The sequence below is a fragment of the Stenotrophomonas nematodicola genome (genome assembly GCF_009467805.1).
Classification (GTDB): domain Bacteria; phylum Pseudomonadota; class Gammaproteobacteria; order Xanthomonadales; family Xanthomonadaceae; genus Stenotrophomonas; species Stenotrophomonas nematodicola.
The window spans coordinates 260,472-277,761 of record NZ_WIAY01000004.1 but is presented as its reverse complement, the minus strand read 5'-3'; the positions used below and the strand labels follow the sequence as shown (position 1 = coordinate 277,761).

Here is a 17,290-nt window from a genome sequence, read left to right as displayed (position 1 = left end):
CGCCCGGCCCAGGCATGGTACGGGGTGCGATCCGGAACTGAACGGGTCCGCGACATTGATGAACCTGAATCTGCCGCGCGCCGGAAAACCGCCGTCGGCGCATCGCCGCAGCTTTCGCCCTTGCGCGGTTTCATCCACAATCATCCCACTCACTCCCAGGGCAAAGCCCCGCGGGCATGCAAGCCTACGTATATAAAAGCCAACGCAAGCAGGACACCTACGTCTACCTCGCCGTCCGCGATGACTTCAGCGCCGTTCCTGACGCACTGAAGGCCACGCTGGCGCCGTTCGCGTTCGTCCTGGAAGTTGCCCTTACTCCCGACCGTCGTCTTGCCCTGGCCGACGCCGCGCAGGTGCGCGCGAATCTGGCCGAGCGCGGCTTCCATCTGCAGATGCCGCCCCCGCCGGTCGCGCCGGTGCGGGTACCGCGCCGCGATGACCCGCGATGACTGACCTTCGGCCCTCCCGCGCCGCTGCCATCGCGATCGCCGTCGGCGGCCTGCTGGCGCTGGCGGCGGTGCTTGGGGGCGTGCCTGGCGCGCTGGCGGCCGCCCTGGCACAGCCGGCGTTCGCCCTCGGCGTGTCCTGGTGGCGCCGCACGCGCGCCGTGCCTGCACTGCCGATACTGGTGCGCCGCGATCTTCCCGCGCTCCTCGCCCTGTGGCTGCCGGGTCCGCTGCTGCTCGCCGCGCTGGTCGCCTGGCCGCTCGCCGCACTGCATGACAGCGGCAGCCTCGGCGCGGTGCTGGGGCTGAGCGTAGCGGTCAGTGCCGCCCTGCTCGGTGTCTGGCGCACCTGGCCGGTGTGGAACGATATCGAACGCTGCGATGGCAGCCTGGCGCGCCACTGGCAGACTTTGGCCAACCGCGACCTCACGGCATGGCGCGGCTTGGGCGTGGCGGCCGTGGTCGTGGCGGTGTGCGCCCTGGTCGTCCTGCCCGCCTGGCCGGGCCTGGTGCCTGACGGCCTGCGCTGGCCGCTGGCCGTGGCCACGCTGCTGCTGTCGCCGCTGGCCCATCTCCTGCTGCAGACCGTGCAGCCCGCCGACGCCCTGTCCGACGCGGTATCGCGCTCGCCGGATGCCCGCACCGATGCCGACCTGCTGGCCGACAGCGCGCAGCCGCCACGTCCGCTGGAACCGCTCGGACAACATGAACGCCTGCCGGCACTGTATGAGGCCGCGCGCAGCGGTCGGGTGGATCGCGCCCTGCAACTGCTGCAGGCCGGCGCGGACCCCCACGGCCTGCCCGATCCGCAATGGCGCGACCAGCGCAGCCTGGCCGTGCTGGCGGCGGTGCTGCCCGACCTGCGCCTGCTGCGCGAACTGATCGCCCGCGGCGTGGACATCAACGCCTCGCCGCGCGGCATGACGCCGCTGCTGGCCGCCACCCGCGACAGCTGGCACGGGCGGCCGGAAGCTGTGATGACCCTGCTGGCCAACGGCGCCGATTCGCGCGCGGCCGACAGCGACGGCAATACCCCCCTTCACCACGCTGCACGCAGTTCCGATCCGGGCGTGGCCGCGCTGCTGCGCGACGCGGCCGCCGAGGTGGATGCGCTCAATCTGGATGGCTGGTCCCCGCTCGCGGTGGCCTGCCAGGTCGGCAACTGGCGGCTGGCGCGCTTCCTGCTGGAGCGTGGTGCCAAGACCGAACCGGCCGACGGCACCCCCGTTCTGCTGGCGGCAGCCGGCACCGAGGAAGACGATCCGGCCGGTGTGCAGCTGCTGCTCAAGCACAAGGCCCGGGCCGACGCGCGTGACCGCCAGCGGCGCAGCGCGCTGCACGAAGCGGCACTGGCCGGCCACGTGGACATCATCGATGTGCTGCTCGCCGCCGGCGCGAACCTGGAAGCGCGCGACGCCCTTGCGCGGACGCCGTGGCTGGAGGCCGCCCGTGGCGGCCGTGCCGCCGTGGTCGAACACCTGCTGCCGCACCATCCCGACCTCAACGCCGTGGACGGCGAAGGCCGCAATGCGGTGCTGCTGGCCTGCATGGCCGACACCGTGTCGCCGCTGCTGGTCCGCCGCCTGCTGGACCTCGGCATTCCGGCCGACGCGGCCGATCCGCAGGGCCGGCGCGCGGTCGACATCGCTGCGGGTGCCGGCCGCTGGGCGATCGTGTCGTTGCTGGATCCGTCCTATCCCCTCCCGGCTGCGGTCAGCGATGGCCTGACCAGCGGCGGCGATGCCGATCCCACCGCGAACGCACTGCCGGACCGCCCCCCGCTGGATCTGCTGCGCGAAGCGCTCGGTTTCGGCAACGTCGAGGGCATGCCGGCGCTGGCGCGCCTGTGCGGTGCCGACGAACTGGGCGCCCTGCTGCACGATGGCGAGCTGGCACTGGACCCGCATGCCGTGGATTGGCTGCTCCAGCACGGCGCCGCCCCGGAGGTGCTCGACGCCTGCGGCGACACCCCCATGTTCGCGCTGCTCGCACGCGGCATCGATGCCGTGCCGGCGTTGCAGGTGCTGCTGCGCCACGGCCTGTCGCCGGCCGGTCGTGGCGGCCTGGCGCGCCTGCTCAGCGCCTGCGCACAGCATGACCATGCGTCGCGCGGGCTGGAGCAGCTCGCGCTGGAACTGCTGGAACGCGGTGCCGATCCCTTCGCCGCGTCACCGGCCGGTGACCCGCCGCTGTCGCTCGCGGTGCGGCTGGGCTGGTTGCGGCTGCAGCAGGCGCTGCTGGCACTGGGCGTGGACCGCGAAGCCCGTGACAGCCACGGCATGACCGCCCTGCACCTGGCGACCGCGCTGGCCCGCGAAGGGTCGATCAAGCTGCTGGTGCAGCAGGGCGCCTCGCCGGAAGCGCGGGCCGCCGACGGCCAGACGCCGCTCGGTGTGGCCTTGTCCATCGGTCGCCGCGATCTGGCCGACTGGCTGGACTGGCGCGTGTGGCCGCTGCCGCGCCGCGCGCTGCGCGATGGTGATCTGCCCGCAGCGGCGATGGCCGGCGATGCCGATGCCGTTCGCCGCCTGATCGACCTGGGCTTCGCCGTGGACGCGGTTGACGCGCAGGGCTGCACCGCGCTGCTGCGCGCGTCCGGCGGTGGCCACCTGGCGGTGGTCGACCTGCTGCTGGCCCGTGGCGCCAATCCGCAGCACGCAGCCGCGAGCGGTGCGACGCCGTTGTCGGCGGCGGTCAGCATGCGTCAGATCGAAATCGTCTCGGCGCTGCTCGATGCCGGGGCCGAACTGGAATACCGCCTGCCGGGCGGAGTGACCGTGCTGATGCTGGCCTCGGCGCTGGGCCTGCCGGATATCGTTGCGCGGCTGCTCACGGCCGGTGCCAACGTGCATGCCGGTGATGCCCAGCAACTCGGGCCGCTGCATTGCGCGGCCCTGTACGGCTTCGGTGCGCGCGACCGTTCGCGCCTGCTGGCGCTGCTGGATACGCTGCTGCTGGCCGGTGCCGAACCGGACCAGGCCGCGGCCGGCTCGGTGACGCCGCTGCTGCTGTTGCTCGGCGCCCGCGCCGAACCGGGTACTGCCTGCGACGAGCAGGTGGTACTGGCTGCCGTCGAGCGCCTGCTCGATGAGGACGTCTCGCTGGACGTGCGCGATCCGCGTGGATTTGGCCCGCTGCACCTGGCCGCGCTGCATGGCCTGCCATTGCTCGTGCAGCGGTTGCTGCGTGCAGGTGCCGATCCGGACGTGCGCGACGCGCTCAACCGCAGCCCGCGCGAAATCGCGGTGATGCGTGGCTTCATCGATGTGGCCGGCGAGTTCGAACCGCTGGTGCCGGGCGTGTCGTCGATGGCCCGCTTCCTGCGCGACAACGGCTGACCCCGACGCGGGCGTTTACCCGCGTCGGTCGTTGTCGGGCGTGCGGTCGCGTCCGGCATCCGCTTCGAACAGGTGCATCAGGTCCGCGCGCGCATCGCGCGAGGTCTGGATGACCGCCGCTTCGTCGTCGTAGACCAGGTACTGGTCGCGCAGCAGTTTCTCGTCGTGCTCGCGGAACCGCTGCACGTGGCTGCGCGCGGTATCGGCCGGAATGCCCAGTGCAATCAGCATGCGCTCGCTCAGCTCCAGGCTGGTGCCGAACACCTCGCGGAACGGTTCGGCGGACATGTCCATCAACCGCCACGCATGCTGGCGGTTGCGTGCGCGCACCAGCACCACGGCATTGGGATACATGCGCCGGATCAGGCGCGTGGCGCGCATGTTCGCGTCCGGATCGTCCAGGGTCACCACGTAGACGCGGATGAACTCGCCGCCGGCCGCGCGCAGCATCTCCGGCCGGGTCGGATCGCCGTAGTAGAGCTTGTTGCCGAACCGGCGCAGGTCCGAGACCGTGTCGGGGTTGGATTCCAGTGCCACGAACGGGATCTTCTGCGCGGTCAGCAGGCGCGCCACCACCTGGCCGAAGCGGCCCATGCCGGCGATCATCACCTGCGGCTGGCTGCCTTCGGTATCCACCGTATCGGCCGGACGCGCGCTCGCCTTGGGGGCATCGTCGCGCCCGAGCAGGCGCAGCAGGGCGATCATCAGCAGCGGCGTGATTGCCATCGACAGGCCCACGATCGCGACCAGCCGATCATGGTTGGCGCTGCCCAGCAGGTGCGCGCGCTGCGCTTCGTTGAACACCACGAAGGCGAACTCGCCGCCCAGCCACAGCACACTGCCCAGCAGTACCGCGTGCCGCGTACGCAGCTTGGCAAGCTTGCCGATGATGAGCAGCAGGCCGAACTTCACCACCAGCAGGATGGCCACGCCGGCAGCGATCATCGCCGGTTCGGCGACGATGCGGTCCAGGTCGATACCCATGCCCACGGCGATGAAGAACAGGCCCAGCAGCAGTCCCTTGAACGGTTCGATCTGCGATTCCAGTTCATGCCGGAACTCCGAGTCGGACAGCAGCACGCCGGCCAGGAAGGCACCCAGGCTGGGGCTCAGCCCGGCTTCCTGCATGAACCACGCCGTGCCCAGCACGACCAGCAGCGCCATCGCGGTGAACACTTCCGGGCTGCGCGTGCGCGCGATGATGTTGAACAGCCGGCGCAGCACCGGACGCCCGCACAGGATCACCACCGCCAGCGCACCGAGCGCCACGGCCACGTCGTTCCACTGCAGGGTGTCGTTGCGCGCGCCGCCGAGCAGCGGAATGGCGGCCAGCAGCGGAATGGCGATGAGGTCCTGGAACAGCAGGATCGCAAAGCCCAGGCGGCCGTAGTCGCTGTTGATCGCTTTGTGCTCGGACAGCAGCTGCAGGCCCACCGCGGTGGACGACAGCGCCAGCGCAATCCCCACGATCAACGCGCTCTTCCAGTGGAAGTGGTCGAGCAGCAGCAGGCCGCCGAGCACCAGCGCGCTCAGCGCAACCTGCAGGGCACCGGCCCCGAACACCGAGCGCCGCATCACCTTCAGCCGCGCCGGGGACAGCTCCAGGCCGATCACGAACAGCAGCATCACCACGCCGATCTCGGCCGCGCCCAGGATGCGGTCGGCGTCCTGCACGAAGCCCAGCCCGTCCGGGCCGAGCACGACACCGGCGGCGAGGTAGCCGAGCACGGCACCCAGCCCCAGCTTTTTGAACACCGGCACGGCAATCACCGCAGCCAGCAGCAGGACCAGGGCCAGCTCGAGCGCGCCGCTATGCATGGGAGGACCTGCTCATGACATTGATGACCCGCGTGGTTCAGGGGAACTTGCCCCGGTGGATCGAGGCCCCGGTGGATCGAGCCCCGCGGCCGCCGGCCGTGCGGCCATTATGCGACGCGCGCGCGACGGCAACGACAATCCCGCCGCAACGGCCCGCCGGCGCCGGGTTGACCTCGCCGCCGGGGAGGTCCAGACTGCCCGCCGCTGCTGGCGCGTCCGCGCCGTCGGCAGTACACCCATCCGGAGTCCCCAACCCATGTCCAGCGACAGTAGAAGTCGACCTTGCTCGACGCCAGCGATGGCTACCGCCTGACACGGGTCGGTTCGCCAGCGTTGGCGTTGCGCAATGCGACCCCGACAGGCGAATACGATGAACCAGAAAGACCTGCTGCGCCCGGTGGCTGATGCCGCCTCCCTGAGCGCGCCCCTCGATGCCTTCAACACCGCCGATGCGGTGGAATTCCTCAACACTCTGGAGCTGTCGCGCGCCGCCGACACGCTGGCGGCGTTGCCGTTGCCGCGTGCGGTGAAGATGCTTGAACAGCCCGAGCTCAACCGCGGCGGCGATCTGGTCGCCGCGATGCCGGTGGCCCGTGCCGCCGCGCTGCTCGGGCTGATGGCCGACGACCGCGCGACTGACATCGTCCATGAGCTGGACGCCGATGACCGCGCCCGGCTGATCCCGCTGCTGGCACCGGAGGCGCGCCAGTCGATCCAGCAGCTGCTGAGCTACCCCGCGCACACCGCCGGCGCATTGATGACCACCGAGTTCGTCAGCGTGCCCTCGGACTGGACCGTGGGCCGCACCCTGCAGCACATCCGCCAAGTCGAGCGCACCCGCGAGACCGTCTACGCCATCTACGTGCTGGACCCGCAGACCCGCGTCCTGGTGCAGGTGGTGACCATGCGCCGGCTGATCACCGGCCTCCCCGATGAACCCATTCTCGACGTGGCGCAGGTCAATCCCCCAGTGAGCGTGGACGCCATGCTCGACCAGGAGGAAGTGGCACAGCTGATCCGCCGTCACGACCTGCTCGCCATCCCCGTGGTGGATGCGCAGCGCCACGTGCTGGGCATCGTCACCGTGGATGACATTCTGGACGCGCTGATCGAGGAGTCCACCGAAGACGCGCACAAGTTCGGCGGCATGGAAGCGCTGGAAAAGCCGTACATGCAGATCGGCTTCTTCGAAATGCTGCGCAAGCGTGCCGGCTGGCTCAGCGTGCTGTTCCTCGGCGAAATGCTCACCGCCAGCGCGATGCAGCACTACGAAGACGAGCTGGCCCGCGCCGTGGTGCTGACCCTGTTCATTCCACTGATCATGAGCTCCGGCGGCAACTCCGGCTCGCAGGCCACCTCGCTGCTGATCCGCAGCCTGGCCCTGCGCGAACTGCGCCTGCGCGACTGGTGGCGGGTTGCGCTGCGCGAGATCCCCACGGGTGTCACCCTGGGTGCCATCCTTGGCGTGCTGGCCATCATCCGCATTGTGAGCTGGCAGCTGCTGGGCCTGCACGACTACGGCGAGCACTGGGCGCTGCTGGCGCTGACCATCGGTGCGGCGCTGGTCGGCATCGTCACCTTCGGCTCGCTGTCCGGCTCGATGCTGCCCTTCATCCTCAAGCGGCTCGGTTTCGACCCGGCCAGCGCATCGGCGCCATTTGTGGCCACGCTGGTCGATGTGACCGGCCTGGTGATCTATTTCAGCATCGCCGCGATGATCCTGAGCGGAACGCTGCTGTAACCGCAGCGACAGGCAGGCGCCGGGCCACGCCCGGCGCCTGTCATTGCGCCAGATCATCCCCACATCGCCGGCACGCGTGTACCGTGTAGCCACGTGTCCCGGTGACAGTTCGACCCCATGAGCACCTACCACCTGCAATCCGTGTTCCGCCCGCAGTCGGTCGCCGTGATCGGCGGCAGCCCGCGCGAGCGGTCCGCCGGCCGTGCCGTCATGCGCAACCTGCGCGCCACCGGGTTTCCCGGCAAGGTCGCCTGGATCAATCCGCGCTACGGCGAGATCGACGGCATCCGCACCGTCAAGCGGCTCAAGGACCTCGACTGGGTACCGGAACTGGTCGTCATCACCGCGCCGGCCAGCATCGTGCCGCAGGTGGTGGCCACGGCCGCCGCACGCGGCGTGGCCGCCGCCATCATTCTTACCGCCAACCTCGGCCAGGGCCCCGGCTCGCTCGCCGCGCAGGTCGAAGCGGCTGCGCGCGCCAAGGGCCTGCGTATCCTCGGGCCCCACTGCCTGGGCGTGATCGCGCCGCATGCGCGCCTCAATGCCAGCATCGCCGCCCACTTTCCGCAGGCCGGCGATCTGGCGCTGATCTCCGAGTCCAGTGCCATCGCCGCGGCACTGGTGGAGTGGGGCGTGGCACGCTCGGTCGGTTTCTCGGCCGTGGTCTCGCTCGGCGATACCCTGGATGTCGACTTCGGCGATCTGCTTGATTACTTCGCCACCGACTACCGCACCCGCGCCATCCTGCTCTACGTCGAACACATCCGCGACGCCCGCAAGTTCATGTCGGCCGCGCGCGCGGCCGCGCGTGCCAAACCGGTGGTGGTGGTGAAGTCCGGCCGCCACATCCGCATCGACCCCGATGCCGACACCCATGTGCAGGCACTGGCCAGCACCGATGCCGTGTACGGGGCCGCTTTCAGTCGCGCCGGGCTGCTTCGGGTGAGCGCGTTGGACGAACTGTTCACCGCCGCCGAAACCCTCGGCCGGCTCGGCACCTTCCCCGGCCGTCGGCTGGCCATCCTCAGCAACGGCGGCGGGGTAGGGCGGCTGGCGGTGGACCAGCTGCTGGCGCTGCGCGGCAGCCTGGCCGAGCTGTCCCCGGCCACCGTCGCCCAGCTCGATGCCGTGCTGCCCGAAGGCTGGTCGCGCGGCAATCCGGTGGACATCGTGGTCGACGCCGATGGCGAGCGTTACGCGGCCGCCATCGAGGCGCTGATGTCCGACACCGGCAACGACGCGCTGCTGGTGGTCAACGTGCCCACCGCCTTCACCTCCTCGGCCGATGCCGCGCAGGCGCTCACCCGTACCCTGGGGCTGCGCCCCCGCCACCACCGCGACAAGCCCGTGTTCGCGGTCTGGCTGGGCAACGACGACCGTGCGACCGCCACGCTCAATGCCGCGCGGGTGCCCACCTATCCCACCGAAGCAGACGCCGTGCGAGGCTTCCAGCACCTGGTGCGCTACCGCGACGCGCAGGCCGCGCTGATGGAAACCCCGCCCAGCCTGCCCGAGGATTTCGTGGTGGACACGGCGGCGGCGCGGGCGCTGGTCGACACCGCGCTCGCCGCCGGGCAGCAGTGGCTCGATCCGATCGCCACCCACCAGCTGCTCACCGCCTACGGCATCCCCTCCGCACCGGTGATGCAGGCGCGCGACGCGCACGAGGCGATGGACCTGGCCCAACCGCTGCTGGAGCAGGGCGCCACCGTGGCCGTGAAGGTGTTCTCGGCCGACATCCCGCACAAATCCGATGTGGACGGCGTGCGCCTGAACCTGGGCACCCTGCAGTCGGTGCATGCTGCCGCCACCTCGATCCTGGAGCGCGCCCATCGCCTGCGCCCCGAGGCGCGCATCGACGGCGTGCTGGTACAGCCCACCATCGTGCGCCCGAAGGCGCGCGAGCTGATCGCCGGCATCGCCGACGACCCCACCTTCGGTCCGGTGGTGGTGTTCGGCCGCGGCGGTACCGCCGTCGAGGTGATCGACGACAAGGCGCTGGCGCTGCCGCCGCTGGATCTGCGCCTGTCGCACGAACTGATCGGCCGCACCCGGGTGTCGCGCATCCTCAAGGCGTACCGCGACGTACCCGCCGCCGATGAACGCGCCGTGGCACTGGTGCTGGTCAAGCTGGCGCAGCTGGCCGCCGACATCCCCGAGATCCGCACGCTGGACATCAATCCGCTGCTGGCCGACCGCGATGGCGTGATCGCGCTGGACGCGCGCGTGGCGATTGCCCCCTCGCGCAAACTGCACAAGGGCCGCGGCCACCCGCGCTTTGCCGTGTTCCCGTATCCCAAGGAGTGGGAACGCACGATCACCCTGTCCGATGGGGCACCCGCGTTCGTGCGTCCGGTGCGTCCCGAAGACGACGCGCTGTTCCGCGCGTTCTTCGCCCGCGTCACCGACGACGACCTGCGCCTGCGCTTCTTCCAGTCGGTCAAGCACTTCAGCCATGAGTTCATCGCGCGCCTGACCCAGCTCGACTACGCGCGCTCGATTGCCCTGGTCGCCATCGACCCGCGCAGCGGCGACATGCTCGGCGCAGTGCGCCTGCACGCCGATGCCGATTACGACCGCGGCGAGTACGGCATCCTGATCCGTTCCGATCTCAAGGGCCACGGCATCGGCTGGCGGCTGATGACGATCATGATCGAGTACGCCCAGTGGCTGGGCCTGAACGTCGTCGAAGGCCAGGTGCTGCGCGAGAACAGCACCATGTTGGCGATGTGCCAGAGCCTGGGCTTCAAGACCCGGCTGGACCCGGACGACTCGACGGTGATGGTGGTGACGCTGCCGGTGCAGGATGTACAGGTGCCCCAGGTACCGGTGTGAGCACCGCCCGGCAGCGTTGAAACGGCCGCCTCTACTGGAACTGGAACTCCTCGATCACCTTGCTGCACGTGGTGTCCAGCTCCACACTGAACGACTTGCGTTCATTCCTGCCCAGTGGATCTGCAAGATCGTCCTGATGCAGGACGGCAAAGCCGCGGCCACCGGCCAACGGCGGTGAGACGGACACCAGATAATCCGCCGGTGTCCACGACCGCGTACGCCGGACGTACGCGTTCACGACGCGTACGCACTCCGGGTATTTCTGTGCCTCCAGCACATTGGCCTTCACCATATCAGGCAGTGTCTGCAGCGCATCCTTGTCCGAGGCGTTGCACGCAGGGGATATGACAGCAAGACAAAGGCACAGCGCGAACGTCGGTACTCTGGACATCACTCGCCCCTCCGAACAGGTATGAATTCATAGCCCTCGTGGCTTCGGATCAGACCCGGTACGCCCATCTGCTGCATGAACGTGGCGTCGCCCGGGTTGCCGAACGGATCATACCCCTCCGCGCGCGTATTGGGATGCGTGTGGAAGAAGCCAAGCACCGTACAGCCGCAGAGGAACGGGTCCGGCTTGATCGTGGATTCCTGACTCATCCTGTCACGGCTGCCGGCAGGCAGTCGATAGAGCCAGGGCTGACGCTCGCCAATGGTCAGGACCACCCAGCCGCCGTTCTCGCGTTTGGTGGAGCCCGGCCTTCCCGAGCGCACTTCGGGCGCATTCGGCCTGGAATCCTCCCAGGCGCGCTCGGTCTCTTCCCGCAGCTTCGGATCCCGCGTCCATTCCGGGTCATTGCGTCCCACCGGCCACCCGACCCGCGCCCTGCCGCCGGTCTGCGTTGCGCCCCGCGCCGCGTTGCCGCCGCCATTCACTGTGGTGGCCATCGTGGTGAACTCGCCGGTGCTCATGCAGGTCCCATCCTTGTTGGCCAGGTGAGACCCGGTGCAGCGTCCATCCGGATCATGGTAGCGGTAGGGGTTGCTGTCGGCGTAGCGGTACCTGTTGAGCATGGCGACCGGGTTCATGAAGGTCGGCACGGGGTCCGGCGACAGGAACAGTGCGATCTGCGGATCGTAATAGCGCTGTTGCATGTACACCGTGCCTGAATCTGCGTCCTCCACATGACCGGTGAAGCCGGGCTTGCCATCGCTTACCCCGGCCGACATGCCGAAGGTGGTGTACTGGAGACGCTGGAGCACGGTTCCCTGGGCAGAGCTGTAGGCAATGGGACTTCCGAGGATGTCGTTGTGGACGTATTTGATCGAGGCAGTGCCGTCCTGGGCGGTCTCGATCGCGGCAACCGCAATGCCATCCAGGTAGACATGCGAAGTGTGGCGAAGCGCCTTCGACTCGAACTGGACGGCAAGCTTTCCGGAACGGGTATAGAAGTACCGGTTCGTGTCCTGGCCATCCGCTGCCCGGCGCTGGACTCGCCTGCCCGCGGCGTCGTAGGCATAGGTGGTCGAACCGGCCGACGCGATGAGCCGGTTGTTCGCATCGAACGTGAAGGTCCGCCCGTTCTTGTTGATCATGTTGCCCTGCGCATCGTACGCAAGGCCAATGATGGTCGCGCCCTCGTCGGTCCGGATGTTGGTCAGACGATTCGAGGCATCGTAGTAGTAGTTGAACGGCGTGGCTCCTGCGGTCGTCAGGCGCGTGAGGTTGTCGAAGTCATCGTAGGAGAATGACTGGTTGACCCCGGCCTCAGGCGACACGACGTTCAGTATCCGATCCACACCGTCATAGCTCATCTGGCGATTGAGGCCGCTCTGTCCGTCCAGATCCATCATGGAGCTGACATTGCCGCCCTTGTCGTACGCATAGGCGAGCCGCATGACGCCGGCGTCGCTCACCTGGCTGGGCAACAATCGCTCATTCAAGGTTCGCTGATGGCGAATGCCGTTTCCGTAGATGAACTCTGCGACGGTTCCGGTCGCACCACGCTTGACCCCCGAGACAAGTGTCCGTCCGGCGCTGTCGGTAATGGCCCGCGACCTGCCGAGCGCATCGGGATGGTGGTCGATGTGGAGACCGGACGGAAGGGTATAACCGGCCAGGGAGCCATTGGCATCGTAGGTATACGACATGGTCCAATCCGACTCGTTGCTGATGCTCGACGTCTCCGATGCCAGCGACCGGCGGCTGTTGTAGGTAAAGGTCGATACCGCCGAGATACCACCGCCGTTACTGGAGGAAATAGTGTTGATCAGCCCGTCAGGGGTGTACGCGATGTTCTGGTTGCCCAGTCCATCCGGCGACACGATCGCCGACAGCCGACCGTTCGCATCATAAGAGCGGGTGATCGCGCGCGGGGAGCCTGCGGCAGCCTGTTGATCACAGCTGCTTGTTGAAGGAAGCGCCAGCCCGCTGGCGGTCCACAGGATGCGCCCGGCTGCATCCAGGCCGACAGCGGTCGCCCCGGTCTCGGGTTCAATGCTTTTGCAGAGGCGATAGTGGGCGTCGTACACGTAATGGCGCTGAAGCGGAGCGCCGTTTCTTGAATCCCGCGCGATGCGGGTAATGACGCCGTAGGGGGTGCGATCAATCCGGGTAATGCGGGACTCGGGTTCTTCGATCAGCGTTTCCCGATCTGTCGCCGGATCCGAATAGGCCTGGTAGGTCGTCGTTGTCACGTTGTTGCGTGCATCGGAACGCTGGACCCGGTTTCCCGCCAGATAGATCTGGGCGGTGACCAGCGGGCCCTGTTCACTGTCCGCAGAGGTACCGGTCAACCTGCCCAGCGCATCGTAGGTGTAGGTGGTTCCCCGCAGCGGCGGAGGCGGAGGCGGGGGCGGTTCGCTCACCGTGATGGCGACGTTTGGCGTGAGCACGCCGAACCATTCCACGCCATCGCGCACCATGCGCCACTGGAAGTTGTAGACGCCCGGCTGCGCCGGTGCGACCACGGTCGCCTTGAACTCTCCGATCGCGCCCAAGGGCACGTCTGCCGTCTGTATCCGGTGGGTACCCCACAGGGTGTTGTCATGCGGGTTCTGCGCGCCGAGCGAATACGCCTGGCTGGCGCTCCACACATAGTCGCCGGTGTTCCGCATCCGGATGGTGACGGGATAGGACTTGCCCACCTCCATCGTTGTGGGTACCTCCTGCGAATCAAACTGTGAGGCGTTGATCGGATTGATGATGTATACGGAGAACACCTGCGTTGGCAGGCCGAAGGCGACCGTGTTCCGGCGCATCTGGAACTGGAAGTAGTAGTTGAATCCGTGCGTATTGAAAATCTTTGCGGTGATGTTGAACTGGAAGGTATACGACTGGCCGGGGGCCACGTCGTGGGAAATGCCCTGCGGGGTGAAGTCCCAGACGTAGCTGTCACCTCCGTTCACGAAATCGAGGAAGTAGCTTCCGGCGCGCCAGGTTGTTTCGCCGGTGTTTATCATCTGGATGGACATTGTCATGGGCCGCCCGGTTACCGGAGGTCCGACCGAAGAAATCGTGCCCGGCGCGGCGGCATCGATCGGCTCCGGTGGATTGTTGACTGTGATGACGACGGGGCCGCTGGACATCGGACGGTGGGTCATGTCGCCATCGGGCAGAATCCGGGTGGCGATCACGCGGTACATGTACTCATAGCGACCGGGCGGAAGCCCACGTACAGGGATGGTCCCCTGCGGGATGACACTGATGGTCACCCCGTTCTGGGTGATCACGGTGTTCTCGATGAACTCCGCCTTGGGCCCGGAGGACACCGAATAGCTCACCTGGAGATCGAAGTTTGCAGGCGCGACGTACGTCGTCGTGGCCGGCCCGGTCAGGTTGATGGTTGCCTGCGCGGCGGCGTTGGAGGCGGTGAGTGCCGTCAGCAGCAGGAGGAAACGGAGGAGGGCATGTGCGCGCATTGGGGTCTCCATACCTCAGCGATAGCGACCGGGATACGATTCGTAGATCAGCCGATTGGCATGGTCGTACCGCCGTAGGATCTGGGACAGGGTTCCCGCCCTGTCTGCAGCGTCGTATTCCTCTTCCAGGACCGGCCTCAGCAACGCGTCGTAGTAGGTCACCTTGCGCCGGTTGCCTGTCGCTTCGGTTTCCTTCCAATGGCCGGCCGGTATGCCCAGCTCGGCTGTTGGCAGGCGCGAGAAGGTCATGGAGGTGGCATTCCAGGCCGTGCCGACATCGGCCGGGAGGGTGATCATGGAGAGCCTGCCCATCGAGTCGTAGGCGTAGCTGGTCTGGAGATTGTTCTCGTCCCGCGCGGCGCCCACCCAGCCGTTGTCGTCGACGGTGGCGCCGCGTGTGGTCCCGTCGGGGTTGATCACGTGCTGCGGAATGCCACGCTTCCACTGCTGAAGCCGGGTCATGCGGCCGGTGGGATCGGTGGCGGTTGCCACCGTGCCATCGCCGTTGTAGGTGAAGCTCACCTGCAGCAGTCCAAAGCTGAACTTCTCCAGCGGACGCAGCAGATCGTCATACGTCGCCGCAGACACGACCTGCCCGGAATCCTCGTTGTGTGTCGATGCCACCGCACCGAGGATCCAACGGGCCGGGTTGTCCAGGTATTGCCGTCGCTCGCGCATCACGCCCGAGGGGCCGCTTTGGGTGGTCAGCGTCGGCCTCGCAAACGCGTCCCACCCGTCGCTGGCGCGCCGGTACTGCGTGCTCTCCCGCACAGTGAGGCGCTCGGCAAGCGGCTGGACCAGACCGTCTGCGTACTGCATGAAATGCAGGCTGTTTCCAACACGCGCCGGGTAGTGCGCTCCGGCCGGCGGCGAGCTCAGATACCGCGAGCTGGTGCTTTCCAGTACAACGCCATCGCTCCCGGCGGTCTGGCGTTCAATGATCTTGCCTTCATCGACGAGGAACGTGTGGCCGAACCCGTAGCGGGTGGTCGAGCCATCGGGGTGGGTCACCGTCGACCAGCGGAGCGGTGTGGAGGGGTATCCGCCGGTGATCGACAGCTGTGTGCGCATTTCACCGAGCCCGGCGCCGGTGACCACTCGATCGGTCAGCGACCAGACGGAGTAGTAGTTGGGCTGCACCGGCGAGTAGCAGGCATCCAGCGTGGAGCGGAAGATGGTTTTGTATGCGAACGAGAACGTGGCGCGGGCGCCGCCGGGATGCGTGACGGTGTAGGCGTAGGGCCCGGTAACCTCGCCGATGATGGTATCGCAGGGCGTGGTTCCCTCCTGTGGCGGTGCCATCCAGGCCGGTCGAACGCTGCCCACCCAGTCGTAGCTCCAACGGGTGGCATCGGGAAGGATCACTGCCGCCAGGCCGCCATCGGTCGTGCTGGTCGGTTCGCGATACTGGTACTGCCACGTGCGCCCTGCGGTCGTGGCGCTGACCATGCGTCCATTCTGGTAGGCCAGGTCGATCCTGCGGCCGTCGTTGGACTGTATGGAGGCAAGGTTGTCGTTGACGTAGGTGTACGTGACCCAGTTGCCCTGCTGGTCCTCGACACGCGATGCGGCCAGGTACACCTTGTACTGGGGGACGGTGTGATATGTGCGCAGGCGGAAATTCGGCATCTGCCGGGTGATCATCGTGTCGAAGTAGTAACGCGTTCCATCCGGCATGACGGCAAGGAACCCTTCACCGGGCGCACCATTCTTGAGCTGGGGCAGGCAGCGGATGCGGATGTCCCCATCGGCGGCCCACGGATAGGTCTGACCATCTGCCGGCATCGGAATGGCTGCGGCCGCCTTCAGCATCAGCCGTGCGGGTTGTCCGGGCAGATGCAGGTTGTAGCCCGACCACATCTTCTCGATGTAGAAGTCACCCAGAATGGCGCTGTAGGGCGCCTGTTGCAGGCTGCACCGGGCATTGCGCGAGGGGTTGCCCTCGGCCGCCATCGTCCAGCCGTGACTGGTGAAGGTGCCCTCCAGGAACGGGGCCTCCAGCTGCCAGTCGTAGAGCGACCCGAAATCGAACAGGCGCGAGCCGGAAATGAAGTAGCGCTCATCGATCTGCCGGCTGCGGGTGAGCTCCACCTTCAAGGCGTTGTTGCCGGGAATGGAGATATCGGTGGCCGAGAACCGCGTTCCGCCATCCAGGTAGGAGATCTGCTCCCCAAATGCCTCACTGGCGTCCAGCGCGGCGGTGCGTCGTGCCTGCACCTTCTGCGCGTAGTCGGACACTTCTTCCAGATAGTTCTGGGCGTGGCTTGCGGTACACAGCCCAATACCGAGCAGCCCGCTGGCGAGCGTGAAAGTGAGACGGTTCATGCAGGTCCCCTGTGGCGGCGATCCGGCGCGATGAGCAGGCACCCCTGCTGCCCACGCGATGTTGGGGGCCATGTTCGCAATAGCGCGCGGTGCGCCGGACGTCGGGGATCTCTGATAATGATGTAGGGAGACACCTCCATCGGCTGTAAGAAAAATGGCCGGTGAAGTGCTGGCTCACTGCCACGCCACCCTTGGTCTGCCAACAGGCAGCAGCGACAATGTCCGGATGACGGACCGCATCCCCCTGCTGCTGCTCCCAGGCCTGCTCAACGACGCTGAACTCTGGCGCGGGCAGATCGCCGCGCTGTCCGACATCGCCGACTGCACGGTGGGCGACCAGACCCGCGGCGAGACGATGCAGGCGGTCGTGGACGACGTCCTGGCGCAGGCGCCGGACCGCTTCGCCCTGGCCGGGTTCTCGCTGGGCGGCTTCGTGGCCCAGCAGATCCTGCGGACTGCGCCGGAGCGTGTGCTGCGGCTGGCGTTGATCGATGCCTCGATCCATGCCGATTCGCCGGAACGCGCTGCCCAGCGCCGGTCGCAGCGCGCCAGCGTGCGCCTGCCCGGCACTTTCCACGGCTTCGGCGACACACTGATGCGCAGCTACATCGATGCCTCGCGGCTGGACGACTATGTACTGGTGCAGCGCGTGCGCGACATGACCGCCCGGCTGGGGGCGGCGGTGTTCCTGCGTCAAAGCGCGCTGGATCGCGTCGATGGTCACGACGTGCTGGCCCGCTACCGCGATCCGCTGCTGATCGTGTGCGGTGCCAACGACCGCATCACGCCGCTGGCCATCAGTGAGGAGATGCACGCCCTGGTGCCAGGCTCCACCCTGGTGGTGGTACCCGCCTGCGGGCACCTGGCGCCAATGGAGCAGCCGGATGAGGTGAGCGACGCGCTGCGCGGCTGGTTGCTCCGCTAGG

General features: G+C 67.7%; 9 protein-coding genes. 5 read left to right on the top strand and 4 right to left on the bottom strand.

What is annotated here, in order from left to right; genetic code table 11:
• Nucleotides 1-176 precede the first annotated feature (176 nt).
• Together GDJ08_RS14095 and GDJ08_RS14090 are read left to right on the top strand one after the other, a co-directional pair.
• Complete coding sequence (locus tag GDJ08_RS14095; RefSeq protein ID WP_136006085.1) at nucleotides 177-449, top strand: YcgL domain-containing protein; 273 nt, start codon at nucleotides 177-179, stop codon at nucleotides 447-449.
• Complete coding sequence (locus tag GDJ08_RS14090) at nucleotides 446-3,784, top strand: ankyrin repeat domain-containing protein (RefSeq protein WP_153165106.1); 3,339 nt, start codon at nucleotides 446-448, stop codon at nucleotides 3,782-3,784. The genes GDJ08_RS14095 and GDJ08_RS14090 overlap by 4 nt, the downstream gene beginning before the upstream one ends.
• Nucleotides 3,785-3,799: 15 nt before the next feature.
• Here GDJ08_RS14090 and GDJ08_RS14085 read toward each other — a convergent pair whose 3' ends face one another.
• On the bottom strand, nucleotides 3,800-5,602 hold the full coding sequence (locus GDJ08_RS14085) for a monovalent cation:proton antiporter-2 (CPA2) family protein (protein WP_136006081.1): 1,803 nt from the start codon (nucleotides 5,600-5,602) through the stop codon (nucleotides 3,800-3,802).
• 370 nt (nucleotides 5,603-5,972) lie between these two features.
• Between GDJ08_RS14085 and mgtE the strand changes: the two genes are divergently transcribed.
• Together mgtE and GDJ08_RS14075 are read left to right on the top strand one after the other, a co-directional pair.
• Nucleotides 5,973-7,343: a magnesium transporter gene (gene mgtE / locus GDJ08_RS14080; protein ID WP_017354769.1), complete on the top strand. Its 1,371-nt coding sequence runs from the start codon at nucleotides 5,973-5,975 to the stop codon at nucleotides 7,341-7,343.
• Nucleotides 7,344-7,460: 117 nt separating this feature from the next.
• The gene (locus GDJ08_RS14075; RefSeq protein WP_153165105.1) at nucleotides 7,461-10,178 is read left to right on the top strand and encodes a bifunctional acetate--CoA ligase family protein/GNAT family N-acetyltransferase; all 2,718 of its coding nucleotides are present in this window, start codon (nucleotides 7,461-7,463) and stop codon (nucleotides 10,176-10,178) included.
• A 31-nt stretch (nucleotides 10,179-10,209) separates the two neighbouring features.
• Here the strand turns inward: GDJ08_RS14075 and GDJ08_RS14070 are convergent, their stop codons facing one another.
• Genes GDJ08_RS14070 through GDJ08_RS14060 form a run of 3 tightly spaced genes read right to left on the bottom strand, consistent with a single transcriptional unit; the run spans nucleotide 10,210 to nucleotide 16,364 of the window.
• Nucleotides 10,210-10,569, bottom strand: coding sequence for a hypothetical protein (locus tag GDJ08_RS14070; RefSeq protein ID WP_136006075.1), 360 nt, complete (start codon nucleotides 10,567-10,569; stop codon nucleotides 10,210-10,212).
• A complete protein-coding gene (locus GDJ08_RS14065; protein ID WP_165699814.1) occupies nucleotides 10,569-14,039 on the bottom strand; it encodes an RHS repeat domain-containing protein in 3,471 nt (1,156 codons plus the stop codon). The genes GDJ08_RS14070 and GDJ08_RS14065 overlap by 1 nt, the downstream gene beginning before the upstream one ends.
• 15 nt (nucleotides 14,040-14,054) lie before the next feature.
• Nucleotides 14,055-16,364 (bottom strand): hypothetical protein, encoded by a 2,310-nt coding sequence (locus tag GDJ08_RS14060; RefSeq protein WP_153165103.1) that lies wholly within the window; start codon nucleotides 16,362-16,364, stop codon nucleotides 14,055-14,057.
• A gap of 226 nt (nucleotides 16,365-16,590) precedes the next feature.
• Between GDJ08_RS14060 and GDJ08_RS14055 the strand changes: the two genes are divergently transcribed.
• Nucleotides 16,591-17,289 (top strand): alpha/beta fold hydrolase, encoded by a 699-nt coding sequence (locus GDJ08_RS14055; RefSeq protein ID WP_153165102.1) that lies wholly within the window; start codon nucleotides 16,591-16,593, stop codon nucleotides 17,287-17,289.
• Nucleotide 17,290: the final 1 nt, after the last annotated feature.